The sequence below is a fragment of the Endozoicomonas sp. NE40 genome (assembly GCF_040549045.1).
Taxonomy (GTDB): domain Bacteria; phylum Pseudomonadota; class Gammaproteobacteria; order Pseudomonadales; family Endozoicomonadaceae; genus Endozoicomonas_A; species Endozoicomonas_A lisbonensis.
In genome coordinates, this window is sequence record NZ_JBEWTB010000002.1 from 234,054 (window position 1) to 258,413 (window position 24,360).

The 24,360-nt window shown below is 50.4% G+C and carries 17 protein-coding genes and 2 tRNA genes; 12 read left to right on the top strand and 7 right to left on the bottom strand.

Annotation, left to right across the window (positions count from 1 at the left end; translation table 11 throughout):
* Window positions 1–46: 46 nt before the first annotated feature.
* Window positions 47–745 (bottom strand): bacteriorhodopsin-like, encoded by a 699-nt coding sequence (locus tag V5J35_RS02115; protein WP_354009683.1) that lies wholly within the window; start codon window positions 743–745, stop codon window positions 47–49.
* 451 nt (window positions 746–1,196) lie between these two features.
* Here V5J35_RS02115 and ubiG point away from each other — a divergent pair, with 451 nt between their 5' ends.
* The 8 genes from ubiG to V5J35_RS02155 all read left to right on the top strand — a co-directional run bounded on the left by ubiG (window position 1,197) and on the right by V5J35_RS02155 (window position 9,900).
* Window positions 1,197–1,946 carry a bifunctional 2-polyprenyl-6-hydroxyphenol methylase/3-demethylubiquinol 3-O-methyltransferase UbiG gene (gene ubiG / locus V5J35_RS02120; protein WP_354009684.1) on the top strand — a complete coding sequence of 250 codons (750 nt, stop codon included), beginning with the start codon at window positions 1,197–1,199 and terminating at the stop codon, window positions 1,944–1,946.
* A gap of 75 nt (window positions 1,947–2,021) precedes the next feature.
* Window positions 2,022–2,765 (top strand): HAD family hydrolase, encoded by a 744-nt coding sequence (locus tag V5J35_RS02125; protein ID WP_354009685.1) that lies wholly within the window; start codon window positions 2,022–2,024, stop codon window positions 2,763–2,765.
* Window positions 2,758–3,519, top strand: a complete 762-nt coding sequence (locus V5J35_RS02130; RefSeq protein WP_354009686.1) for a YciK family oxidoreductase — start codon at window positions 2,758–2,760, stop codon at window positions 3,517–3,519. Before V5J35_RS02125 ends, V5J35_RS02130 begins: the two co-directional genes overlap by 8 nt.
* 92 nt (window positions 3,520–3,611) lie before the next feature.
* A complete protein-coding gene (locus V5J35_RS02135) occupies window positions 3,612–5,312 on the top strand; it encodes an HAD family acid phosphatase (RefSeq protein ID WP_354009687.1) in 1,701 nt (566 codons plus the stop codon).
* Window positions 5,313–5,341: 29 nt separating this feature from the next.
* Complete coding sequence (locus tag V5J35_RS02140; protein ID WP_354009688.1) at window positions 5,342–6,877, top strand: hypothetical protein; 1,536 nt, start codon at window positions 5,342–5,344, stop codon at window positions 6,875–6,877.
* 128 nt (window positions 6,878–7,005) lie between these two features.
* Window positions 7,006–8,547: a hypothetical protein gene (locus V5J35_RS02145; protein ID WP_354009689.1), complete on the top strand. Its 1,542-nt coding sequence runs from the start codon at window positions 7,006–7,008 to the stop codon at window positions 8,545–8,547.
* Window positions 8,548–8,968: 421 nt separating this feature from the next.
* Window positions 8,969–9,511 (top strand): sulfatase-like hydrolase/transferase, encoded by a 543-nt coding sequence (locus tag V5J35_RS02150; protein ID WP_354011354.1) that lies wholly within the window; start codon window positions 8,969–8,971, stop codon window positions 9,509–9,511.
* A gap of 23 nt (window positions 9,512–9,534) precedes the next feature.
* The gene (locus V5J35_RS02155) at window positions 9,535–9,900 is read left to right on the top strand and encodes a hypothetical protein (RefSeq protein ID WP_354009690.1); all 366 of its coding nucleotides are present in this window, start codon (window positions 9,535–9,537) and stop codon (window positions 9,898–9,900) included.
* A gap of 85 nt (window positions 9,901–9,985) precedes the next feature.
* Here the strand turns inward: V5J35_RS02155 and V5J35_RS02160 are convergent, their stop codons facing one another.
* Complete coding sequence (locus V5J35_RS02160) at window positions 9,986–11,587, bottom strand: BCCT family transporter (RefSeq protein ID WP_354016251.1); 1,602 nt, start codon at window positions 11,585–11,587, stop codon at window positions 9,986–9,988.
* 138 nt (window positions 11,588–11,725) lie between these two features.
* Here V5J35_RS02160 and V5J35_RS02165 point away from each other — a divergent pair, with 138 nt between their 5' ends.
* From V5J35_RS02165 to mukB, 4 genes are all read left to right on the top strand, one after another.
* Complete coding sequence (locus V5J35_RS02165; RefSeq protein ID WP_354009691.1) at window positions 11,726–12,076, top strand: hypothetical protein; 351 nt, start codon at window positions 11,726–11,728, stop codon at window positions 12,074–12,076.
* A gap of 426 nt (window positions 12,077–12,502) precedes the next feature.
* A complete protein-coding gene (locus V5J35_RS02170) occupies window positions 12,503–13,873 on the top strand; it encodes a hypothetical protein (protein ID WP_354009692.1) in 1,371 nt (456 codons plus the stop codon).
* Window positions 13,863–14,675: a chromosome partition protein MukE gene (locus V5J35_RS02175; RefSeq protein WP_354009693.1), complete on the top strand. Its 813-nt coding sequence runs from the start codon at window positions 13,863–13,865 to the stop codon at window positions 14,673–14,675. Before V5J35_RS02170 ends, V5J35_RS02175 begins: the two co-directional genes overlap by 11 nt.
* The gene (mukB, locus tag V5J35_RS02180) at window positions 14,672–19,096 is read left to right on the top strand and encodes a chromosome partition protein MukB (protein WP_354009694.1); all 4,425 of its coding nucleotides are present in this window, start codon (window positions 14,672–14,674) and stop codon (window positions 19,094–19,096) included. Before V5J35_RS02175 ends, mukB begins: the two co-directional genes overlap by 4 nt.
* 172 nt (window positions 19,097–19,268) lie before the next feature.
* On the opposite strand, the gene V5J35_RS02185 is transcribed toward mukB, so the two are convergent.
* The 5 genes from V5J35_RS02185 to alaS form a co-directional block, all read right to left on the bottom strand.
* Window positions 19,269–19,345: transfer RNA gene (locus V5J35_RS02185), tRNA-Arg, on the bottom strand.
* Between the two features lie 23 nt (window positions 19,346–19,368).
* Window positions 19,369–19,461: transfer RNA gene (locus V5J35_RS02190), tRNA-Ser, on the bottom strand.
* Window positions 19,462–19,678: 217 nt separating this feature from the next.
* Entirely contained in the window at window positions 19,679–19,882 is a 204-nt protein-coding gene (csrA, locus tag V5J35_RS02195) for a carbon storage regulator CsrA (protein ID WP_354009695.1), read from the bottom strand.
* Window positions 19,883–20,340: 458 nt separating this feature from the next.
* Window positions 20,341–21,582 (bottom strand): aspartate kinase, encoded by a 1,242-nt coding sequence (locus V5J35_RS02200; protein WP_354009696.1) that lies wholly within the window; start codon window positions 21,580–21,582, stop codon window positions 20,341–20,343.
* Between the two features lie 130 nt (window positions 21,583–21,712).
* Entirely contained in the window at window positions 21,713–24,334 is a 2,622-nt protein-coding gene (alaS, locus tag V5J35_RS02205; protein ID WP_354009697.1) for an alanine--tRNA ligase, read from the bottom strand.
* Window positions 24,335–24,360 lie beyond the last annotated feature (26 nt).

Below are 24,360 nucleotides of genomic sequence, written 5' to 3' on the forward strand. Positions count from 1 at the left end.
AAGTCACACATCAACCGTGAATCGAGACAGTTGGGCTTGAAGGAAATCACTTAGTGGATTCTGTATATGAGGTGGCCGCAGCCCAGATCACCACGCCAAAGGCAATCTTGTTCACAAAATCAGCAAGGTTATAAATACTGTTCAACCACTCTTCACTGCCAGCGCCGGTGTAACCCACCACATAGCCAACCGGATAAATTGCCCAGCCAAAGGTGACAATGGCTCGCAGCGCTGCAAATGCTTTTTGGCTAGCCCGGGACCCTTTGTTAGCATTGATCCGGCCAGCTTCCCCGGCAAAAATCTCATAAATGATATAAAGCCATGCACTGGTACTTAAAATAAATGCCAGCCACACATTCATGATATGGATTTCACCGAAGTAGCCCAGAAGCAACATAGCCAGTGATGCAAAAAGCAGCTTCCAGAACAAGGCTCCGCGTACTGTTGTGACAGCGCTGAGAATAAGAAAAAACTCAGTTATCTGTAACGGTACGGTCAGGAACCAGTCAATGTACCGATAGGTTGTAGGACTTTCACCGGTAACAACCCAGACGTTCCTCATATAAAAATAGTGGATAGCGGATATCCCGGTAACCAGCGCCGCGACCGACAGAGAAGTTTTCCATTTACCAACCGCCCTGTCACGCTCCATAAAAAAGAACAATGTCGCGGCACTCATCGCAGCCGACAGTAACCAGAAAGACACACCGACATAGTCGTTTGGTTGAAGCAAAATATCTTTCATAGCAAAACCCTTACATCTGACACCAAAGCCATTAACGATGCCGCAAGCATTCACTATCAAATTAACTCGTCGCTAAAACAGTAAGTCTCTCGGGCAGTTCAGGAACAGCTAATGCCTGATATCGACACAGCCATTGATAATCGTGTAAGCATGCAGCATTACCAAACACTTAAAGGATGACGCTTTTCAAAAATAATAAGCGTGGTTCATAAATAGTAAGAAAGCAAACTTTGTTGACATGCTCCAACTGAAGTAGAAAGCTCCTTGCTTCACAAGCTACAGGCAGCCCAAGACGACTGGGCTTACGGAGAAAATGGATAAATACTGTTCTGATCAAACCAGTACATGAACTATCACGCCAGCGTAGGTATAATCCCCAAAACAGAAATAATGACGCCCTGTAGAGCTTCTCAACACAATAGATAGCAATAAAACCGGGATCAGGAATACTATGACGCATCCTTCAGATCACTGTTCAGCCAAATCAGTAAGCCATTCATCAAACAATGTCGATCCGGCCGAGATCGCCAAGTTTGAAGAACTCGCCAGCCGCTGGTGGGATATGGAAGGAGAGTTCAAACCACTGCATGAGATCAACCCGCTGCGCCTGAATTACATCGACGAACGCGTAGGACTGGCGGGTAAAAAAGTACTGGACGTTGGCTGCGGTGGCGGCATTCTCAGCGAGTCCATGGCGCTGCGCGGTGCTGACGTTACCGGTATCGATATGGGGGAGGCACCGCTTTCGGTAGCACGCCTGCACAGCCTGGACAGTGAAGTACCCGTTACCTATCGCAAAGTCACCGTGGAAGAACTGGCCGATGAAATGCCCGGCACCTTTGATGTTGTCACTTGCCTGGAAATGCTGGAGCATGTTCCGGACCCGGGCTCGGTCATTCGCGCCTGCAATAAACTGCTGAAACCCGGCGGCCAGGTTTTCTTTGCCACCATAAACCGCACGCCTAAAGCCTGGCTGTTTGCCATTGTCGGGGCAGAATACGTGCTGAACCTGCTGCCAAAAGGTACTCACGAACACGGTAAGTTCATCAAACCCTCAGAACTCCACGCCTGGATGCGAAAAGTACAATTGCAGCTGCATCATATCACCGGCATGGTGTACAACCCATTGACAAAAACCTACCGGTTAAAAGATGGCGACACGGATGTCAACTACCTGATGTACGGCAGTAAACCCGCTTAATGTCATCAGCAGCACTGATTCCAGACTCCTGGATAGTATCAATGCAATGAAGCAGCTACCTGCACTGGAGAGACTATGCCACACACCGAATATGCCATTGAAGGCGTATTATTTGACCTTGACGGAACATTGATGGACACCGCCAGTGACTTTGTGACGGTTGTTCACCAGATGCAAACCGACGACCAGCAACCTTTACTGGACGCCAGTATCATTCGTAACAATGTTTCAGCCGGTTCCCGCCGACTGGTACAGCTGGCTTATCAGCTGGAGCCGGGGTCTGAAGAAACCGAGTTTCAGCGCAACCGCTTGCTCGACTACTACGACCGGCTGATCAAACAGGCCAATCGCAGTAATCCGGCACAATTGTACCCGGGTATTCCCGCCCTTCTGGACGAACTGGATAACAAAGACATTCCCTGGGGCATCGTCACCAACAAGCCCGAGCCCTACGCCCACATACTGGTTGAACAGAACCAGCTGATGCAGCGCTGTCACACGCTGATCTGTCCGGAGAATGTCAGCCAGGCCAAACCAGATCCCGAAGCCCTGTTGCTGGCAAGCAAACAGGCCAGATGCTCACCGAAAGCAACTATTTATGTAGGCGACCACGAGCGGGACATTATTGCGGGCAGGCGTGCAGGTATGTTTACCGTCACTGCTCATTACGGCTACATCACGCCTCAGGAGAAACCGTTCAGCTGGCAGGCCGACCTGGATATCCAGCAGGCTGACCAGCTGCTGCCCTGGCTGAACAACCATCAGTGGCACATTCCACGCCATCGATCACCCCACCCCGGAGTTACTACGGATGTTTAAATACGACGCTCCTGCTGACTTATTACAGAACAAAGTCGTACTGGTTACCGGCGCTGGCAGCGGCATAGGCCGGACAGCCGCCCTGACCTATGCCAGACACGGCGCTACGGTCATTCTTCTGGGGCGAACCACCAGCAAACTGGAAGCCGTATACGATGAAATCGAAGAAAATGGCTGGCCACAGGCGGCCATTTACCCGATGAATCTTGAAGGTGCCAGTGAACAGGACTATGCCAATCTTGCCGCCACACTGGAACAGGAGTTTGGTCATCTGGACGGACTGCTGAACAATGCTGCCCTTCTTGGCGAGCTGAAACCGGTTGCTCAGTATGATGCGGAAACCTGGAGACGGGTAATGCAGGTCAACCTCACAGCCCCCTTCCTGCTGACCAGAGAGTTGCTGCCACTGCTGCGTAATACTGAACAGGCGTCGGTCATTTTCACCTCTTCAACCGTTGGTCATGAAGGTCGTGCCAACTGGGGCGCCTACAGCGTTTCCAAATTTGCTACAGAAGGGCTGATGCAGACCATGGCTGACGAAGAAGATGGCATCAGCCATGTACGCGTTAACAGTCTGAACCCCGGTGCTACAAGAACCACCATGCGTGCTACCGCTTTCCCTGCGGAAGCACCAGACGCCAGCGCCAACCCTGAAGATATTATGCCCCTGTACCTTTATCTGATGGGTAAAGACAGTCTGGATGCAAATGGCAGGGCTTTCCACGCCCAGCGCCAACCAGGAAAGAGTCAGTAAAACCAGCTAAATATCTGACTGACCCAGGAACCCTCGACTAGTTTTATTCGTCTAACGCTTATCTCAAACGAATCAAAACTGTCGAGGCTCTTATGTTCAACACAAGGCTCAACAAGAGAACAGCGCCTTTATTCCTGCTATATATAGTCCTGTCCAGCCTGTGCTGCTATTTTCAGGCCAGCGAAGTTCAGGCCAGCGAATACTCCCAGAAAGACCTGAACGAGGAAATCGTTATTGCCGGCAACTGGCAGCAACATGCCCCGGAATACGACGCCCTGTTTTACCAGGTTTTTAATACAGCCCGACAAAACCTGCCAGCAGCCCTACAGAAAGCGCCTGAAGGTAAAAAGCTCGCTATCGTCACTGATATTGACGACACCCTGATAGACGGCACCATCTATTTCACCAGCCTTCAGGGTACTGACCAGAGCCGCAGCACAGAACGCTCTATCCGGTGGTGGAGCAACCAGACGACCTTTGCGCTGCCGGGAACCGTCCGTTTTTTCAACGATGTACACAAGCAGGGCATTGAAGTCTTCTATATCAGCGGCCGGTTTAATGAAGTCAAAGAGGTGACATTCAACAGGCTTAAAGAGTTTGGCTTCCCGGTCATCGACAAAGAGCATATTCTGCTGCAGGAAACCACCAACACAATCCTCAGCAAAGAAGGGAAGCGACAGTCCATCCGCGACCGTGGTTATCATATCCTTATGGCCTTTGGCGATCAGCTGTCTGATCTTGGTGAAGCACCTGACCACGACTATCGGCTGCGACGTCAGTGGGTTATTGATAACAAAGCCCATTTTGGCAATGACTGGTATCTTTTCCCCAATACGGTCTATGGAGCCTGGGAAGATTCGCTGGCACCCGGCTACAGCAGGATGACACCTCAGGAAAAGCATGAACGTCGCCTTGCGGCTCTGGGCGCCACCCGCTTTCATGCCATTACCGATAAAGACTATGCCCAACACCTGACCCTCGCCAGTGTCTGGACACACACTTCAGCCGATTTCACCGCCCTGTGTTACCAGGCCTACAACAGGGCTGAGCAGCTGATTAACAGAATGCCCGCAGGCAGTTACAACAATCCGGCTATCATTGCGGATATTGACGGAACGGTACTTGATTTCACGACCATCCGGGCGAACCTTACCGATGCAAACGATAAAATGCCTGTCCGGTTTGACCACAACTGGTTCCTGACTGAACACCAGCATTCCAGACCGATCCCGGGCGCTGCAGAGTTTCTTAATTCTGCCAGCCAGAAGGGTTATGAAATTTTTTACGTCTCCTCACGCCCGCTTTCAAAAATTCCGGACAGTGAAGACACCGATGTAGAAAGCGCTACGATCAAAAAGCTTACAGACTACCATTTTCCCTATGCGGACCGTCAGCATGTTCTGCTGAGGGAAGAACATTGCTCTACCCGCCACAAAAAGCACTGCGGCAAAGAGCTGAAACGAGCCGCCATCCAGAATGGCGATATCGACAATAAAAAGCACGACATTGTATTGATGATTGGCGACCTGCTATCGGACTTCAGCCTGACTGAGCAGCAACTTGACCCCCGCCTGAAAGAATCAGCTGCGACTGCAGCATCCCAGTTTGGCAACAACTATATTATTCTTCCAAACCCTTTAAATACCGTCTGGATGTGGCAGCTTTACAGCAGAGAGGCACAAAAACAGAATCAGGAACTCACTCAAATGAGCTGGAAAGAGCAGGCTGAACTCAGGCGCTCCCTGCTTCTGGACTGGCCTGAAAAGTGGTCACATGACCGTCATTCTAATTAAGCAGTCCTCATTAACGTCAGGCTTTCGAAATGAATCGTCCAAAAAAGCTTTCCCTGATTATCTGCCTGCTCCTGTCCCTGAATTTCACCCGGGCCCTGGGGCAGACAGAGGTAAGATTTACCAGTAGCAAAGATTTTCTGAATCATGATCTGACAATCAATCAGACTCTCATAAAGAAGCACTGGTTTCTCTACTACCCTCCAGAGTCTTCGAATAACAGGGAGAGCGTGAAGGATATGCATGCCGCACAGATTAACTGCATACCATCTTCCAGGGTAACAGGCCATCTGCGTTGCTCCGTGATTTACTATCTTCAGGGGCGCAATGAAGACCAGTTTTCCGGAAAAGGTTACGCTTATGAGGTCACAACAGAAATAGACCCCAATATCAGCTCTGAATCCGTGACTGTTGAAGAAGACCTTAACGCATCCAGGGTTCATAGCAGCAAACTGACAGACCCTGTTTTAATCCGATATAAAGGCTATAGCTTCGTTATCGGAAGAAAGTCCCGCGATACTGACACAATAAGTGCGGTAGAAGGCCAGACTCAGGAATCTGCCGATAAACGCAAACTCTTATTCAATGGTGTTGGGCTGAGCATGAAAAGTGACCAGGAGTCGGATGACTTGAACAGCTGGGCAGTGCTTGACGACATATCATTCTCAGAATCCGGCGATATTATCCCCGAGGTGTTCTGGAAAATTCGCGGCAATCATTTAGTGCTAGGAGGGCGCCAGTGGCATCAGGCAAGCAGCTCTGAAGAAAGCTATGAAGTCAGTACTGCAACGTATATGAAAAAGACCAACTGGGTACCGCAGATTGACAGTGCAATAAGTCTGTATAACGAGCAAAAACATGACAGCAATGCCCTGAGTGAATTCAAAGCCAGTATTTCAGAAGCGTTCAGCGATTTTGAAATTTCCTATATAACCTGGAAGGAAAGGTCATCCTCTGCTGGCAGCATTATGGACTCCACTAATTATGTAGCCCTTCAGCCGGATATTATTTTCTATGAGGACACGCCTGACCTGACCATGATTCACCTGCGTACACGCATTCAATTTCCCGGCAACAGCGCCAGAAAACAGGCACCGGCCATGTTTGCAGAACGTAATGGCATCGCATATTCAGTGATCCTGAAGTGCGATATTTACTGGGGTAGAACAATCTGCAAACCACTGTCTGTTTTTGACAATCCGTGGACTAAAAACACCCTGCAGACATTTAACGGCGATAATAAACAGCTTTATTTTATCGGCAACATAGCTCCGTCCGGAGTTTTTAAACCCGGCGACAGGAGCCAGCTCTTCTTATATAAAACCGATTTATACAAAAAATTCATTGCTAATGAGTTTTCATCAAACATCATTCATCAACACTACACCCCGGCTTTACTGAAGGTTCCCTCCGCCACCTCACAGTTTGCTTCTGATACCACCTACCCGTTTTTTGACCCACTGACGGCCAATGACCCTGAACAGAAATGCGCCCTGTTTGTGACCACTGTCAGAACAAATACACAGTCCACAATTGCCATCCTCTGCCTGGACAAAGACGCACTGTAGCCTCTGCCGCCTGCCCGGAACCACCGCAGAACCAACCCCTGAATACACAGGGCAACGCCAAGCCCTGTTGCTATCATATATAAGAGCCTGAAAAGAATATCTTTAATATCATCGAGTTATAGACCAATATGGCACAAACCATTCAGTCAGCGGGCATCTCGCCGGGCATTCAAGGCTTAAGCCCTGAAGTATCGCCCTCACCTGTAAAAAACACTTATGCACCTTCAATAAACCGAAATGTGCGACCTGTAACTGGCAAACGCATCCAGCGTCCTGCACCACCCCCTTCCGACTCTACCGGGCCTAAAACACTGAGTCAGCGACAAACAGCCAGGCTACCTGATGATCAGGTAGAAACCGTATTGCCGCGTCCACAGTCAGCTATTCAGCCAAAAGCTGAGCCCTCTTCTCAGGAACGTCAACTTTCCAGCAAATTGGATGCACTGAATACCCGGCTTGAACAAATACATGATAAATCCATCAATGTTCAAGACAAAGAAACCGTCTCTGAACACAGAAGCCAGATAAAAGCTCTGAAAGCACAGGTTAAAAGTGCCAGGTCAACGGTTAGCGACCTTCATGGCCTTATCAAGGAAATGGAAGCCTCTCAGCCACCTCCTTCTCAGGACACAGTACTGAGGGCAAAAGGAAAAGCTCTGACTGCCAGAAAAACCCTGACAACAACAGAGTTCAAATTAAAAAATGCAAAAGCAAAACTGGCATTTTTTACCTACAAGAACAAGCAGCAATCAGAGCTCAGTAAAAAGCGCCAACATTTACAACACGATTTTGATCAGTTAAACGCTAAATTAGACACAAATGCCACTTCATCAAAAGCACACAAGGTCATCGTAAAGTTCTTTGAAAAGCAAGTATCCATCGCAAAGTCTGCTATAAAAAATGCGGACAAGTTAACTAAGGCTGAAAACAAAGCACACAAAAACAAAGTCGATATGGGCAATACATTCAGAAGCGATGTGCAGAACATACAGACTGATATTAAGAACAGGAAACTGCCGCAGCTAACAAGGGAGCTAAAGAGAGCTAAAAAGAATCTGCATGAAGCCAAACACCGGGAAAACAATATAAAGCAGGAGGAGGCACAACAAAAGAAAGAGCAGAAAAAACTAAAAGCGGCAGAGAAAAAAGCAAACGAACAGCAGAAGGCTGAGCAGAAAAAAGCAACACGGCAACAGCAAGCTGAAGTAAGAAGCAGCCCGAAGCCACCGCAACAACCAAAACCGAAAAGCACTGAAAACATTGAGACACCAGTAGTGCATGCCACCAGCAATGATTCACCTGAAAAGCGCTCTGTCAGGGCGATACAACCAAGCATGAAGATTTTTTTGAGAGGTACAAACGGAATGTCTGCAACCTACGAGCCGTTAAAAGCCGTGATAAAAATTGCACGAACCCCTAATAATTTCAAGCAGGTCCTGGCCGATATTCGAGAGTCTGAAAGAACAAACACCATAAACAGTCAAACCGCTGGACGGTTACGTGACGAGCTTTGCCAGGCGGTCGCAAAAAAAATGGCAAACCCGGATTTTGTGGCGAAGATTGATAATACATTTGCAAGACACATGATGTACGGCCGGCATCAGGAAACGATGCTCGACAACTACGCCAACTCTGTACAGGAACTGGCCAACAGGATTGACAGAGAATAATTACCGCTCAGCTACCACTGATCCAGACAGAAATAAACCTGCCCCAGACTTCAAAGTAGTCCGTTTAAGCATTGCACGCAGACACGCACTTTTATATTTTTACTGCCAGAGACTCAAACAACAATAATAACAACAAGCAGGAGCAGCCCTGCAAATAACGCTTATTTTTGCAGGCAGATGAAACAACGATGAGCGATTTTCTGAACAAGGCCTTCAGCCCTGCGCGACTTCCACAAACAACTCTGCAACGGCGGTATTGGCATGACCACCCTCGCTTACTGCGCAACAGAAGCAGATGGTCGTATTAATAATAAAATGATGTATATGGGTGACCATATTTGACCACAACTGACTGACATTATTGCCGACCTGAAATGAAGGTTATTCCACTTACCTGCTGGCAGACAAAAGCTTCGAATGGATCAGGGAACGGGACAAAAGCAAACCCTTTTTCCTCTACCTGCCCTTCCTTGCGCCCCATGAGCCACTGAAAGCACCACAGGAGCTGATTGATAAATACGCCGGACTGAAAGATGAACGGGACCCTGCACGCAGCCCTTCCGATGAAATTTCCAAAGTCGCAAAAATGACCGGAAGAGAAAGCCGCAGACCACTTTATGCTGCCGTCGTTGATGCCATGGATCAGGCCGTTGGTAGGGTTCTAACCACACTGGATGAAGAAAATATTGCTGACAATACCATTGTCATGTTTTTCTCTGATAACGGTGCCACCCGGGTTCATGGTCGTGGCGGTGGCGATAATGCTCCCTACCGGGGTGGCAAGGGCGAAGTTTACGAAGGCGGTATCCGTGTGGTTTCAGTGATGCGCTGGCCGGCATTAATATGCTGCCAGCACTTACCGACGGTTCACAGGCCAGACGCAGAGAGCCGGTTTTCTTCGCTTCTGAAATACCGCTCTATAACTCCTTTGGCTTCACCTCCATCGATGGTGGCTGGAAGCTGATCCAATGGATTACCCAGGAGCCTATGTCAACGACGGTGATTCAGGAGCTGTACAATCTGGCGGATGATCCGGGCGAATACAACAACCTGTCCAGCCAGGAACCAAAACGTGTAGCAAAAATGAGTCAGCAGATCCTTGCCCGCCGAGCGCTTCATCCTGTTAACGGAGAACGGGCCCGAATATCTTCGCCTCCGGGCTGGCGCCCTCCGCTGGACTGGGCAACTTACCCCAGACCCTCAAAAGAGCTGCAGGACATTCCGGCAACCAGCATGGCTCCGACCAGAACCTCGGAGCATATGCTGGACTATCTGCACGGTGAACGTGGGCGATTGATCTACAACTGCGAACCAACCAATATTCCGTTTGTGGGTGGTGTGTGCATGCCATGATTTAAACATCAGCCTCTGACAGATAACACTCGTTGTCCACAGAGTATACGACTGAGTGTGGACAACGAGCATGTTTTCAGTCTTTTCAGCTGACCGTCGCACCAACGCTTTTTAAGCCAGCCGGACAAAGCCCCTGCTCTCTCGCCATCTTCCTTGCAATCATTGGTGCAGACCATAATGAAGGTAATAACACCAGCGACACAGGAACGGCTGTTACCACAATAAACGACTGAAGTGCAGATACCCCGCCATCGCCCACTGAAATCAGCAATGCAGCAACCACCCCCATGATAATTCCCCAGAACACCCGGACAGAAGACTGTGGACTATCATGCCCCGTCATGACCATAGAGATTGAATAAGTCATGGAGTCACCGGTGGTAGCAACAAACAGGGTAGTCAGGATCAAAAAGAGTACCGAGATCAAAGTTCCCAACGGCAGTTGCTGGGTAATGGCTATCAGTGCCGCTGGCATGTTCAAACCGGTAAAAGGCTCGGAAATCACGCCCGGGTCCAGCATCTCAAACTGCAAACCACTGCCGCCAATGATTGTGAACCAGAAACAGGTAATAACGGGAGCAACAAGGGAGATCATCAGAACCATCTGGCGAATGGTTCGACCACGGGAAATCCGGGCTACAAACATAGCCATTAACGGACCGTAACCCAGAAACCAGCCCCAGAAGAATACTGTCCACCAGCTTAGCCATTGTGGATCTTCGCGGAAGGTAGCCATCTGGACAAAATTCTCCAGATAGAGGGCAAACCCGTTAAAAAAGCCCTTGAAAATAAAAGCAGTAGGGCCAAAAACCAGTATGTAAGTGATCAATAAACCCGACAGAATAATATTCGTACGGCTCAGCAACTGGATACCCTTGTTTACACCACTGATCGCCGACAATGTGTAAATAGCAATCAGAACCGCCAGAATCATCAACTGTGTAGCAAAGGTATCAGGAATACCAAACAAAGCCTCAAGCCCGAAACTGACCTGCAAACCCAGAAAGCCAATAGGACCTACGGTTCCTGCCACCACGGCTATCACACACATGGCATCCACCGCTGAGCCTAACCAGCTGGTCATAACTTTGTCACCAAAAACAGGATAGAGCAGTGTACGGGGTTTCAGAGGCAGGCCTTTTTCATAATGGAGATACATATAAACGATCCCCGTGAGGCTGCCCAGTATTGCCCAGGCCAGAAAACCCCAGTGCATAAAGCTTTGTGCCAGTGCGTTATAAGCGGCATCGGTCGTTCCTGTGTCGCCACCAAACAGCGGTGGTGGAGAAACAAAGTGCGCCATAGGCTCTGCTGCCGCCCAAAATACGCCACCCCCAGCCAGCAGAGTACACATCAGGATAGAAAGCCATTTAAAGGTAGGTATTTCCGGAGTTTTCAGCCCTCCCAGGACCACCGGGCCGGTACGTCCAACGGCAAGCACCAGGGCAATAACAAACGTTAACAGTAGCAGTGCCTGCCAGTAGGCTCCAAAATACCGGGTCGCAATAAAGAAGGCATCATTAACCCAGCCAGTTACCAAACCAAGGTCGTACAGCGCCAGAACGGCAAAGAGCAATAACGCACCACCGCTTATCATGAACACTGACAGGTCGACACCTTCCAGCCATTTAGGTGTCGCCGGTTTGTCTATACAAACAGCAGTAGAGTTTAAAGCTATATCGCTCATATTTTCTCAATGGTTAACATTATTCAAAAGATCGACCGGGCAGAAACCGGGCCTTGTGCTGCGCAGATTATTTTCAATCGTTTATGATCAGACACACTGATACTTCAGCAGTAAACGATTAACCTCGGGGGTATGGCAGTGATCAATAATTCAGGTTGGATAGCAACGTCTGCAGGCTGCTCAGCCTGGCAGGAGGAGTTAGAGTCAGGAAGGGGTAATATACGACAAAAGCTCGGTTCAACTGATTTACGTGAGATCGAAAATACAGCACCGTCAATGGTATATAGAAGTGAGCAACAGCAGTCAGGATTAGAAATTAAGATAAAAATGCGCCAGCAGCCACACAAAATAATTCAGTCTTCATCGTTCTACCACCTTAAATTTCTGGCCAATATCAGCAGGGATTCCGGATACCAGACAGGTGTTAAACAATCTCTGGCACAATCAAAGTCGTCAATATTTCACAGTCAGAACATCAGAAAATTCTGACCCAGAATGCTATTTGACGTAATTTCAGGCGGGGTATCTTAAAGGATTTGCTTCAAATAAACAAAGCGGTCTGCTCGAAAAAAGAGTGGCTCGATACCTACCACAATATCGAGCTACTCTCACACCGTTACCGGTCGTGGTACTGCCTGCGAAGAGGCAGCTGTAAAACCCGGAGCCCATACTACCATCAGTCTTTAAATCGCCCATCGCCAGAAACCACAACCCGATGAGTTAAAAGCAACCGACAGACACGGATTTTCCCCCAGAACCCTCCGGCATCCTTCTATTAATGTGAAACCTGCCAGCCTGACAACAGTAAAAAAACTTTACGCCTCGATAGCTGTTTTTCATAATCAACTATTAACCAACATTCATACCACGTAAGCCGCTATAACAATGAGGCTTACCTGATTATCGGAGTCAGGATTGAACCCCACCCGAGACATTCCCGCGCTGGTCAGCGAAATTCTGGCCAGTGGTCAGAAGATTCTTCTTCAGCCTGCGGATATTGCCTATCTGGCTGCACTCAAATTCTGGAAAGATCAGGAATCCCAGCCCGAGTTCAGTGAAGAAGAGTTGCACCTGGTGTTTGAAACCGTTGACCGACAGAATACGGACAATCTCGAAGACAGCCGTCAGCGACGTTGCAACGACACGATTCGTCGTCTGCTGGAGCAGCATCTGCTGATCTGTCTGGAAAGTGGGGGACGGCGCCCACACGCTTATCTGCTTCCCCCGGTGTCGGAACAGATTGTTGAATCCATCTGCATCGGCTTTGATGCCTCACAAACGGCTCTGCGCACGCTGTTTATGACCATTTCCGGACATTTAAAGGAAATTCGTGATGCAGCCAGAACTGGCGGTAACGACCAGTTCTGGAAACTCCAGATCGAAGCCCCGCTGGATGTTACCGTCCGCCAACTGGTCACAGCCATCGACCACCGCCAGCGCCAGCTCGACACCGAAGCGATTGACACTCGCAAAGAGGTCGTATCACTGCTGAAGCACGACTGGCAAAACGCCATTTCGCGCTGTGAAAACCTGCTGGTTGATACCCAGGAGCGGCTGCAGGATTTACAGCAACTGCTGCTGGCTTCCTGTCACGAACTCCGGCAACTGCTCGAAAGCATTGGTCAGCAGTGTGAGCAGGCACAACGCCTGTCCGCCGTTCAGTCCGTTGTTCGACTGGAGCATCATCTTGACCGTATTGAGCACTGGAGCAGCGAGCGACTGGAACACTGGGAAAACTTCCATCAGCGTACTCACCAGTATCTGCGTCAGTTTATCAATATGGATGAGCGCAAGGCGCTGATGGAGCGCACACTGGACGCCCTGCAACGTTTCGGGCAGCAGCCCTGGTTTTTGCGCTGTGCAGGTGATGAGCCGTTAATCCGCCTGCGGGAAATTGAAACCCTCAGCCGCCAACAGGACAACACAGGCATCATTGATGAAGACGATATCATTACCGAAATGGATGACCTCGACGCCCTGAAAGAAGAAGTGGTCAGCTGGCTCAAAGCCCTTGTAAACGACAAGGGCTATCTTCCCAGTTATGAAGAAGCCATGTCCCAGCTGGCCAGTGAGGTTCCCGTTTACCGTCTGCATCAGTCCGCAGGCTGGCTGTTTGAAGCCATGACCCGACTAGGGAACCAGCAGGACAGAAAAAAAATACCTGATACCGTCTGGCATGAAATTCTAACCGGCTTTGAAGTAGAGAGCCTGACGCTGGACAGCACTATGCACCCAGCCAAAACAACGTCAGAACACGAATACAGAGAGTTCGCCCTTGAACACTGAGCACCCTATTCCTGAAACACACATTGCCGAAACACACAGCACGGAAATGCTGAACAATACGCCCTACAACAGCCTGGCTGACATTATTAATGACGACCAGTTTGCGGCGCTGGACAGTCGCCTGCGTCGTGGTGAACACATAGACAGCCGCCATACCCATTTTTATGCGATGCTACAAAATGGTGAACACTGGCTGACCCTGCATTATCGACGCTACGGCGTCGATCTGGTCAGGGCTCAGGAAGATTTTTATTACCTGCGCCCCAACCTGGGCAGCAAAAACCTTATTCGCTCCCGGAAAATAGACGAACTTGGAATGGTAACAGGTCAGCTGCTGGCGCTTTATCACCTCGACCCGGAACAACTGGAAGGCAGTGGCTGGATAACGGCCGATGCGATCTATGAACGGCTTCGTATGCTGATAGACGAAGAACGACTGGCAAAACTGCTTGATCGAAAAAAACTGGATACCCAGCTGGACCGGGATAAAGGCATGGAGGTCCTGAAACGCACTCTGCGCCAGCTGGCAAGACTCGGCATGATCCGCCTTGAAGGCATTCGTGCTGACCAGATTCAGACTCAAGCTCCCCTGATGCGCTTTATAGAGCCTGTACGCTCAGCAGCCATTACAAAAGAAGCGCTGGAGAAACTGGTAGCCACTGGCAGCGCCTGCCTTGAAGCTGACGATGAAATAGCAGACGACGAACACTCTGTATTGCCCAGCCAGAAACAGCCTCACTCTGATCAGAAGACAACAGAGCCGGAACAGAAGAAGGAAGCTATTGAGGATACCCACGCATGAGTCAGAGCAATAAACGCACAACGATCAAAAGCCTGACACTGGTCAACTTCAAGGGTATCTTTTTCAAAACCCTCTCCATGCACCATCTTATGAGCAACCTGATTGGTCACAATGGCGCAGGCAAAACCACCGTCATGGGCGCTCTGCTGATCAACCGGGTACCAGACAATCGCCTTATACGTCTGCGCAACAACTCTGATAGCGGCTCTGACCGCAGCGATAATGGCGTCTGGGGACGTATTGACCAGGGCGTCTGTTACACCGTCGTTGATTATGAGCGTTACGACGGCAAACGGGTCACTGCCGTCGTCCAGCTTAAACGTCTGGGCAAACCCAGAGTAGAGATCAAACTCTCGGCCATTACCGGTATCGACCATGATATCCCTGTCCGCGACCTGTTGATGAAACCAACCGGAGAAGGTCGTTACGAACCCATCGAAGGCAAGACCCTGAAAGGCCATATTGCACGACTGGGCGGCACTCTGGAAAACTTTAAATCGCTGGGCCTGTACATGGCCTGGCAGTTTGAGAACCGCGTACTGCCCCGCCGCATGGACAGCAGCCAGGATCGCCAGCGTTATTATCGCATGCTGGAAACCAGCCTGTATGGCGGTCTGTCCTCAGAACTGCAAAAAGGTCTGCGGGATTATCTGCTGCCTTCAGACAACAATGTTCGCACTTCTGTCAGCTCCATGCAGAATGCCCTGCAGGAAACCCGCAACACTCGACAACAGATTGATTCCAGCCGTGGCAAACGGGAGTTTATTAAAACCGTTCTCGAATCCAGCTACGCTCTTGGTGAAAATACACTGGCCCTGGCAGAGCAGCGTCATACCCGGTTACAGCAGCAGTTGCGTCATACCCTGCAGCAACAGGAGACAATGAAGCTGGAACTGGAAGCCGGTCAGCAGCAGGTCGACGCACTGGAACACCAGCTGGAGCAGTTGAATACAACCCGCGATCAGCTCAGCCAACAGGAACAACAAACCCGAAGCAGTCTTGATCAGTCCCGGGAGCTTGACCGGCTGCACAGTGAACAGCAACAGTTGACTAACGAAATAACCAATCTCAGAGAGTTCCTGAAAGAACAGCACGGCCATCAATCTCTGCTGAAAGAACAGAAAGCCCGTCAGGTGAACGTGGTTGCGGAGCTGGATGAAGACCTGAATGGCCTGGTAAAACAACTGTCTGATGCCAAACAGGCATATTCCGAAGAGCTGCGAAAAGCGGGCCTGTATCAGGAAGCTATTCGGAGTCTGGAAGAATCCCGCCTGCTGTTAAATGAGCCTTCGCTGGACAGTGATAACCTTGCCCGTTTTGTACAGGATATTACAACTGAGCGTGAAAGCCTGCAGGACAGTTATTACAGCCAGAAACCCATGCTGGAACAAATGGAACTTATTCGTCAGCGGTTTGATCAGGCTCAGGCTATTTTAGGTTCTTTTGCTGATATCGACGGACAGTCCATCACCGACGACAAAGTGGCACAGATGGCAGACCAGTGGTTGAATGCTGGCCGGGAAAAGCGGCATTTTGCCAGCAAGCTGCCACTGCACAATCAGCAACACAGGGATCTGAAACAACAATTACAGCGTCGTCAATCTCTGGCCAACGAGATAAAACGCCTGCCTAAGCCCTGGCGAGGTTCACTGAATAGCGCAGAGAGCTGGCTGACCACGCTTGCACAAGCCTGCGAACAACTGGCAGAACAGACTGCCCTGAAAGAAACCTGTGAGTTTCAATTGCAGGATAATCGCGTAAGGGAGATGCAGCTTCGTAATGACCTGAAGCGGGCAATAGAAGATCATCGTCAATGGTCAGACTTTCAGCAACTGAGTGACGCTTTCCTGAATCTTCTGCCTGAACAGCGCCTGACACAGGCAGAAGACCTGAGTCATGCCCGCCAGACCATCAGCTCGGATCAGCTCAACCTTAACCGGCTGGATGTAGAACAGGAAGAACATTTAAAAACCACCCGCAACCGTTTGCGAGGGCTGGAACAGCTGGAGTCAGAAGACGACTCGCAACTGCAACGTCTGGCTGAGTTGACAGGAGGAGAAATTGTCAGTCGCTACTTTGACGATGACGATATTTCCATTGAGGAAGCCGCCTGGCTCGAAGCAAAAATGGGACCTCTGCGGCAGGCTCTGATGGTCCGGGATATTGAGACTGCCACTGCCATTATTCGCAACGAAGCAGAACGCCCGGAACATGTCTGGCTAATGCAGGGCGCTCCCGGAAGCAGCCTCAGTGAAGACGATTTTATCAATGCCCCACTGAACCAGCCGGAAGACGGCAGTGTACTGGTTACCCTGTCTGACAGTATTGCCCGAATCAGTAAAGAACCAGAATTCCCCACCATTGGTCGCCTGGCCAGGGAGAAAGAACGACAACGACTGATTGATCTGGAAGAAGAACTGCTGGATAAACGACAGGCTATGGCCGTAAAACGCAAACAGCTTCAACAGGCCAGTGAAATCCTTGATAAGCTGGCAGCGGTTGGTCGCTGGCTGGGCGAAAGTGAGCCTCCGGTTCGTGAGCTGGAAGAACAGCTCCAGACACTTGAAAACAGGCTTCACTCCCTCACCCAGCAGCAAAACCAGTTGCAGCAACAGTTGAGCAGCCTGTTACCAGTCATTCAATTTCTGGAATATCGCCAGTCCGACGCCAGCCTGCTGGAACTGGATCAACTGGAAGAACAGATGACGACGACAGAAGAACAGATGGAACTGGCGAAAACAGCGTGCGAATGGTTGAAGCAGTTTGAGCAGCCACTCAACCAGCTTGAACAGTTGCGACTATATCTGGACAAACCTCCGGTCACTGACCTTGAGCAGTTACGTCAACAACTGAACGATATGCAGCTAAAAATCAGCCTGCTGGGCAAGCAGAAAGATCAATTGCAAAACACCGAACATAAACTGCCCTATCTGCGCTTTAAAGAATCTGAGTCGCGCAAACACCAGACCAGCGACCTGCAACAGCAAATCAGGCAGGAATGGGAAGAAAAAGACTCCCGTAAGCGCTTTCAACAACAGGAGCTGGACCAGCTGAGCGACCAGCTTCAGGCACTGGACAAGAATATTGCGACCGACGAAGAGATCATTAAACGCAATGAAGGTCAGATTCTGCTTAAACAGAATCAGATCAATGGCATCCCGCTGGAATGGTCACCCTCTCTGGTGGATGAGCATCAGGAAGCCCTTGAACAACTGCTCACCAGAAAAGACGAACACGACCGCTCTGCACAGACCCTTTCCACCACCCTGGCAGATCAGAAGCTTCAACAGAAGCAGCGGGAAGAACAGGCTTCGGTCAACGACTCAAAGCTGGCAACCCTTGAGCCTGCGAGTCAGTCCGCAAGTCAGGACTGGGCAGAGATCCTCCGGCATGCACAGGACACCAGCCTTTACACCCGCCTGTATAAACAGCATTTACAGAAAAACGACGCGGATCTTCTGGTCAACCACATCGCCAATGCCCGGGCCGCATTGCAAAATGCATTGAAGTCAGAAAGTCATTCGACGCTGTATCAGCAAATCCGTGACGCAGAAACCAGCAACCTGCCACTGCTGTTCCATCTGGTATCAGCAACACAGGTACTGCTGAATGAACGCATGGATAAAAGTCTGGCTACCGCTGATGACCCCTTGCAGGCACTGAATCAGCTGGAAGACCATCTGACCAAGCTGGAGACACGTCTCGCCGATGCCGAAAGTCGCTTTCTCACCGAGTCCGACAGCATGGGTCGCAACATTGAGCAGAAAATCAATATGCAACGGCGGCAGATTATGCAGCTGAACTCTGCCCTGTCGAGCGTCCATTTTGGAACGATCAGGGCGATTAAAGTGGAGCTGGAGGTTATTGAAACCCATGAAAAGGTGTTAAATGCCCTGCAGAACCGCTTTTATGGCGACCTGTTCAAACAGTCAGACCTGAGTATTGAAGACGCGCTGGCAGAAGTCTTTAAAAAAGAGACCGGCGGCAGCATAACCGGTGAGCGTCTGCTGGATTACCGGGAGTACATTCGCCTTAAGGTGCTGATCAAGCGTGCTGGCAGTACGCAGTTTGAACCCGCTAACCCGACCAACCTTTCCACCGGTGAAGCGATTGGTACTGGCCTTGCCGTTCTGACAATGGTTCTGCACTCCTGGGAAGTGGCCACCCAGCGCAACCACCAGAAAGGTCACTGCGCTAACCGGCTGCTGTTTCTGGATGAAGCTGCACGTCTGGATGCCAGAGCGCTTGCCACCCTGGAAGAACTGTGTAAAAACCAGTCTCTGCAACTGTTGATCGGCGCACCGGACAATGTTCAGCCAAAAAATGGCGTCACTTATCGTATGGTTCGGCTAATGGAACCCCGTGAGCATGTTATTTTCTCTGCTGTCAGAGGAAAGCTGCCTGCCGGCGAAGCAGCTTGATAACAGCCTTTCCAGCTGGCAGTTCAACTGCTGGCTGGAGAGAGCAACAAACGTCTTTAGCCGTTTTTTTACCGTGAAAAATTTTTCTTGTGCTCATGGCTGCCTATAAGAGCTTTTACAATCTGGCATAACGGAAAAAGCCCTGCTAATTCCTTAGCAGGGCTTTTTAATATGGCGCGCTCGGGAGGATTCGAACCTCCGACCGCCTGGTTCGTAGCCAGGTACTCTATCCAGCTGAGCTACGAGCGCGCAAAATCTTTTTTAAAACTGTATGGCGGTGAGGGAGGGATTCGAACCCTCGATACGGCTACAAACCGTATACTCCCTTAGCAGGGGAGCGCCTTCAGCCTCTCGGCCACCTCACCGGGAACGCTGGCTATATTACCTTCAACATCCTGAAATGCAAGCTTTTTATTAAGAAAGCTATTAAACGACAATCGCTATCTGTTTATCATCAAGGTCAATCAAATCATCAATGATTGATGTGCCAAATCCACAAACAAAAACACCTGACTAAAAAGTCAGGTGTTTTTATCAAACCGCAAATTCTCTGCCATTCGAATTGACTGTCTTTTTTAAGTATCAGTAATTCTCAGGGGTGGAAACAGGAACTCCGTGCTCTTTTTCCTTCTGGATTCGCTGGTATATCTCTTCGCGGTGAACGGCGACTTCTTTAGGGGCATTCACTCCAATACGCACCTGGTTACCTTTTACGCCCAGTACAGTGACCGTGACCTCGTCCCCAACCATCAGGGTCTCTCCTACACGGCGAGTCAGAATCAGCATTACAATCTCCTTATTTACATCTCTGTAAGTCAACGACCGTCAATCCTGAGCACGGCGGTGCAATGGCTGTATCCCCGAGCGACCCGATTTGTGGAAGAATCGCTTTGACATCACCAGACAGAGGCGAAATGACAGGGGCGGTTAGCCCTACCCTGGTTTCTACTCTTATGACTGTCTTGTTATCAGCCCGGGCATAAGTTATGCCTATCCACCGATTTATGCTTAAGAATTACTCAGCACAACAAGTCTAGTCGCCGAACTCAATATTTCCATGCGTATTTTTACTAGCAGAGAAATGTAGTCATAAATCATTCAAATTAAAACAGCATGTTTGAGCACAGACAGTCTAGTTGATATATCTGCGCCCGTTGGGAATGACGGTAGTTTTTTTCCTATCGACCTTCAGGACCGATAATACCCCGACACCATCACACCCCAGTCAAGGTATGTTCGGATGATTAGACACTGTTTTCGGCTGCTGGTTCCTTATCCAACTCAAAAACGGAGTGCAGAGCACGCACAGCCAGCTCCAGGTACTTCTCGGCAATAATCACAGACACCTTGATTTCAGAGGTGGAAATAATCTGAATATTAATCCCTTCAGAGGCCAGCGCCTGAAACATACTGGTAGCCACGCCAGCGTGAGAACGCATGCCAACCCCCACGATAGAGACTTTCGCAATTTTGCTGTCGCCATCATGCTCCCTGGCACCCAGTTCTTCACAAATCTGTGCAACAACATCCATGGTACGCTGGTAATCGTTGCGATGTACGGTGAAGGTAAAATCAGTGGTGCGATCGTCTGCCACGTTCTGTACGATCATATCGACTTCAATATTGGCAGCGCTTACAGGCCCCAGTATACGTGATGCCACACCCGGAATGTCCGGTACTCCCTTGATGGTGATTTTGGCTTCATCTCGGTTAAAGGCAATGCCGGATACAACCGGTGATTCCATGGCGACGTCCTCCTCCAGCGTGATCAATGTACCAGGTCCTTCCTGGAACGTGTGCAACACTCTTAAATTAACATTGTATTTTCCGGCAAATTCCACGGCACGAATCTGCAGCACCTTTGAACCGAGGCTGGCCATTTCCAGCATCTCTTCAAAAGTAATCTGATCCAGTCGGCGCGCACTGTCGACCACTCGCGGGTCAGTGGTATAAACACCGTCAACATCGGTGTATATCTGGCACTCATCCGCCTTCAGTGCTGCCGCCAGGGCAACAGCCGTGGTATCCGAGCCACCCCTTCCCAGGGTGGTGATATTTCCGTCTGTGTCGCAGCCCTGAAAACCAGCCACAACCAGCACACGACCTTCTGCCAGGTCGCGCTGCATGCGTTCAGTGTCAATGTTCCTGATACGGGCTTTGGTGTGAGCATCGTCGGTGGTGATGCGAACCTGCCCTCCGGTATAAGACCGGGCCGGGCAGCCTCTCTCTTCCAGAGCCATAGAGAGTAGTGCAATCGTGACCTGCTCTCCGGTGGACAGAAGGACATCCATCTCTCTGGGTGAAGGTTGCTTCTGAATGGTGGTGGCAAGATCGGTCAGACGGTTGGTTTCACCGCTCATGGCGGAAACCACCACGACAACGTCATGCCCTTTATCCCTGAATCCTTTCACCTTGTCGGCCACCCCCTGAATGCGATCCAGATCGCCCACAGAGGTGCCGCCAAACTTTTGTACTAACAGCGCCATTTTTATTTCTTTCTTACATCATTGTGCCGAGTCAGGAATTTAACACGAATGGTCATAGGTAAAAAGCTATCCGTCACAATAGATCCGGTCAGACAAGCCCCTTACCGGAGTAAGGGGCTTGCTGCTCCTGTTACAGCTTCGCTTCCAGCCAGCCCGGAATGGATTCCAGCGCGACGTTCAGGTTTTCAGGCTGAGAACCACCGCCCTGGGCGAAATCAGGTCGGCCACCACCTTTACCGCCGACCTGCTCTGCCACCATTTTCAACAGGTCGCCCGCTTTCACCTTGCCGGTCAGGTCTTTGGTGACACCTGCAGCCAGAGGGAATTTACCTTCTGCCGGTACAGCCAGGAAGACGATACCAGACCCCAGCTTATTCTTGAGCTGGTCAACCATATCGCGCAGGGATTTCGGATCAACGCCTTCCAGCACAGTAGCCAGCACCTTCACGCCATTCACTTCCACCGCCTTGCTCAACAGGTCCGCGCTGCCAGCAGACGCCAGCTTCTGCTTGAGCTGCTGCATCTCTTTTTCCAGCTTGCGGTTCTGTTCCAGCAGCCCTTTCACCTTATCCAGAACCGTGTCCTGAGAACCTTTAACCAGTGCAGCCACCGACTTCAGGGTGTCTTCCAGACTTTCCTGACGAACATCGGCATTCTGGCCAGTGACCGCCTCAATACGACGAACACCCGCAGCAATGCCCGATTCAGCCAGAATACGGATGGAACCGATATCACCCGTGCGAACAACGTGGGTACCACCACACAGCTCCACAGAGAAGTTGCCGGAGCCCATGGACAATACGCGCACTTCATCACCGTATTTTTCACCAAACAGTGCCATGGCACCTTTAGCCTGGGCCGCTTCCATATCCAGCAATTCCGTGGTGACTTCGGTATTCGCGCGGATCTGATCGTTCACCATGCGCTCAATCGTACGCAGTTCTTCCGGCTTCACCGCTTCAAAGTGGGAGAAGTCAAAGCGCAGGCGTTCCGGGTCAACCAGAGAGCCTTTCTGAGTGACATGGTCGCCCAGAACCTTACGCAGTGCTGCGTGCAGCAGGTGGGTAGCCGAGTGGTTCAACGCCGTAGCATGACGTTTTTCAGCGTTCACTTCCGCTTCTACCTTGTCACCAACTTTCAGTTCGCCAGACAAAATTTGGGCGATATGCAGATGACTGTCACCCTGCTTGAGGGTATCCAGCACCTTGATGGAACCGCCCGCAAACGTCAGGCTACCGGTATCACCCACCTGACCACCGGACTCTGCGTAAAATGGGGTCGCTTCCAGCACAACCGTTGCTTTCTGGCCTTCAGAAACAGACTCGACTTCCTGACCTTCCACAAACAGGGCTTGCACCGCTGAACCACCCTGCAGGGACTGGTAACCGGTAAATTCGGTCACACCGTCAACCGTCAGCTGTTCGTTATAGTCCATGCCAAACTTGCTGGCTGAACGGGCGCGCTCACGCTGGGCTTCCAGCGCCTGGTTGAAGCCTTCAGTATCCACCGTCAGTTCACGTTCACGGGCAATATCTTCGGTCAGGTCAACCGGGAAACCATAAGTATCATAGAGTGTGAAGACCACATCGCCCGGAATCACAGCACCTTTCAGGGTAGACAGTTTGTCTTCCAGCAGGCGCATGCCTTTATCCAGAGTCCTGGTAAACTGCTCTTCTTCCTGCAACAGGATACGTTCGATCTGGGCCTGGTTAGATTCCAGCTCCGGATAAGCATCGCCCATCTCGCGCACCAGAGATCCCACCAGCTTGTAGAAGAAAGTCTCGGTGGCCCCCAGTTTATGACCATGACGACAGGCACGACGAATGATTCGACGCAGGGTGTAGCCACGGCTTTCGTTGGATGGCATCACACCATCAGAGATCAGGAAAGCACTGGAACGAATGTGGTCAGCAATAACACGCAGGGAGCCAACCGTTGTATCAACGCCACCCAGCACCCCGGAGGCGTCTTTCAGCAAGCCCTGGAAGATATCAATATCGTAGTTGCTGTGGCCGCCCTGCAGAATGGTGGAGATACGCTCCAGCCCCATACCGGTATCGACAGATGGTTTTGGCAGAGGCTCCATGGTTCCGTCAGCCTGACGGTTGTACTGCATAAATACGATGTTCCAGATTTCAATGAAACGGTCGCCATCTTCTTCCGGAGTACCGGGACGCCCACCCCAGATGTGTTCGCCATGGTCGTAGAACACTTCGGTACATGGACCACACGGACCGGTATCGCCCATTTGCCAGAAGTTATCCGATGCGTAAGGTGCGCCTTTGTTGTCACCAATACGGATGATGTTTTCAGCCGGCACACCGACTTCATTCAGCCAGATGTTATAGGCTTCGTCATCGGTTTCATAAACTGTGACGCACAGCTTTTCAGCAGGCAGGTTCAGGGTGCCAGTCAGGAAATCCCAGGCGTAGCGGATGGCATCCTGCTTGAAGTAGTCACCAAAGCTGAAGTTACCCAGCATTTCAAAAAAGGTGTGGTGACGAGCGGTGTAACCCACGTTTTCCAGGTCATTGTGTTTACCACCGGCACGAACACATTTCTGGGAAGTGGTCGCCCGGGTGTAAGCCCTGTTTTCACGTCCAAGAAATGCATCCTTGAACTGATTCATCCCGGCATTGGTGAACAGCAGGGTTGGATCATCGTGAGGCACCAGCGAACTGCTTGGCACAATTTCATGCCCTTTTTCCTTAAAGAAGTTAAGGAAGGCAGATCGTATCTCAGAGCTTTTCATACAGGTCTTCCGTCAGGGAGGTTCAA

Bases quoted from the DNA above. Each gene is read 5' to 3' on its own strand.
- V5J35_RS02115 (WP_354009683.1), bottom strand. From the start codon at position 745: ATGAAAGATATTTTGCTTCAACCAAACGACTATGTCGGTGTGTCTTTC.
- ubiG (WP_354009684.1), top strand. From the start codon at position 1,197: ATGACGCATCCTTCAGATCACTGTTCAGCCAAATCAGTAAGCCATTCA.
- V5J35_RS02125 (WP_354009685.1), top strand. From the start codon at position 2,022: ATGCCACACACCGAATATGCCATTGAAGGCGTATTATTTGACCTTGAC.
- V5J35_RS02130 (WP_354009686.1), top strand. From the start codon at position 2,758: ATGTTTAAATACGACGCTCCTGCTGACTTATTACAGAACAAAGTCGTA.
- V5J35_RS02135 (WP_354009687.1), top strand. From the start codon at position 3,612: ATGTTCAACACAAGGCTCAACAAGAGAACAGCGCCTTTATTCCTGCTA.
- V5J35_RS02140 (WP_354009688.1), top strand. From the start codon at position 5,342: ATGAATCGTCCAAAAAAGCTTTCCCTGATTATCTGCCTGCTCCTGTCC.
- V5J35_RS02145 (WP_354009689.1), top strand. From the start codon at position 7,006: ATGGCACAAACCATTCAGTCAGCGGGCATCTCGCCGGGCATTCAAGGC.
- V5J35_RS02155 (WP_354009690.1), top strand. From the start codon at position 9,535: ATGTCAACGACGGTGATTCAGGAGCTGTACAATCTGGCGGATGATCCG.
- V5J35_RS02160 (WP_354016251.1), bottom strand. From the start codon at position 11,587: ATGAGCGATATAGCTTTAAACTCTACTGCTGTTTGTATAGACAAACCG.
- mukB (WP_354009694.1), top strand. From the start codon at position 14,672: ATGAGTCAGAGCAATAAACGCACAACGATCAAAAGCCTGACACTGGTC.
- csrA (WP_354009695.1), bottom strand. From the start codon at position 19,882: ATGCTGATTCTGACTCGCCGTGTAGGAGAGACCCTGATGGTTGGGGAC.
- V5J35_RS02200 (WP_354009696.1), bottom strand. From the start codon at position 21,582: ATGGCGCTGTTAGTACAAAAGTTTGGCGGCACCTCTGTGGGCGATCTG.
- alaS (WP_354009697.1), bottom strand. From the start codon at position 24,334: ATGAAAAGCTCTGAGATACGATCTGCCTTCCTTAACTTCTTTAAGGAA.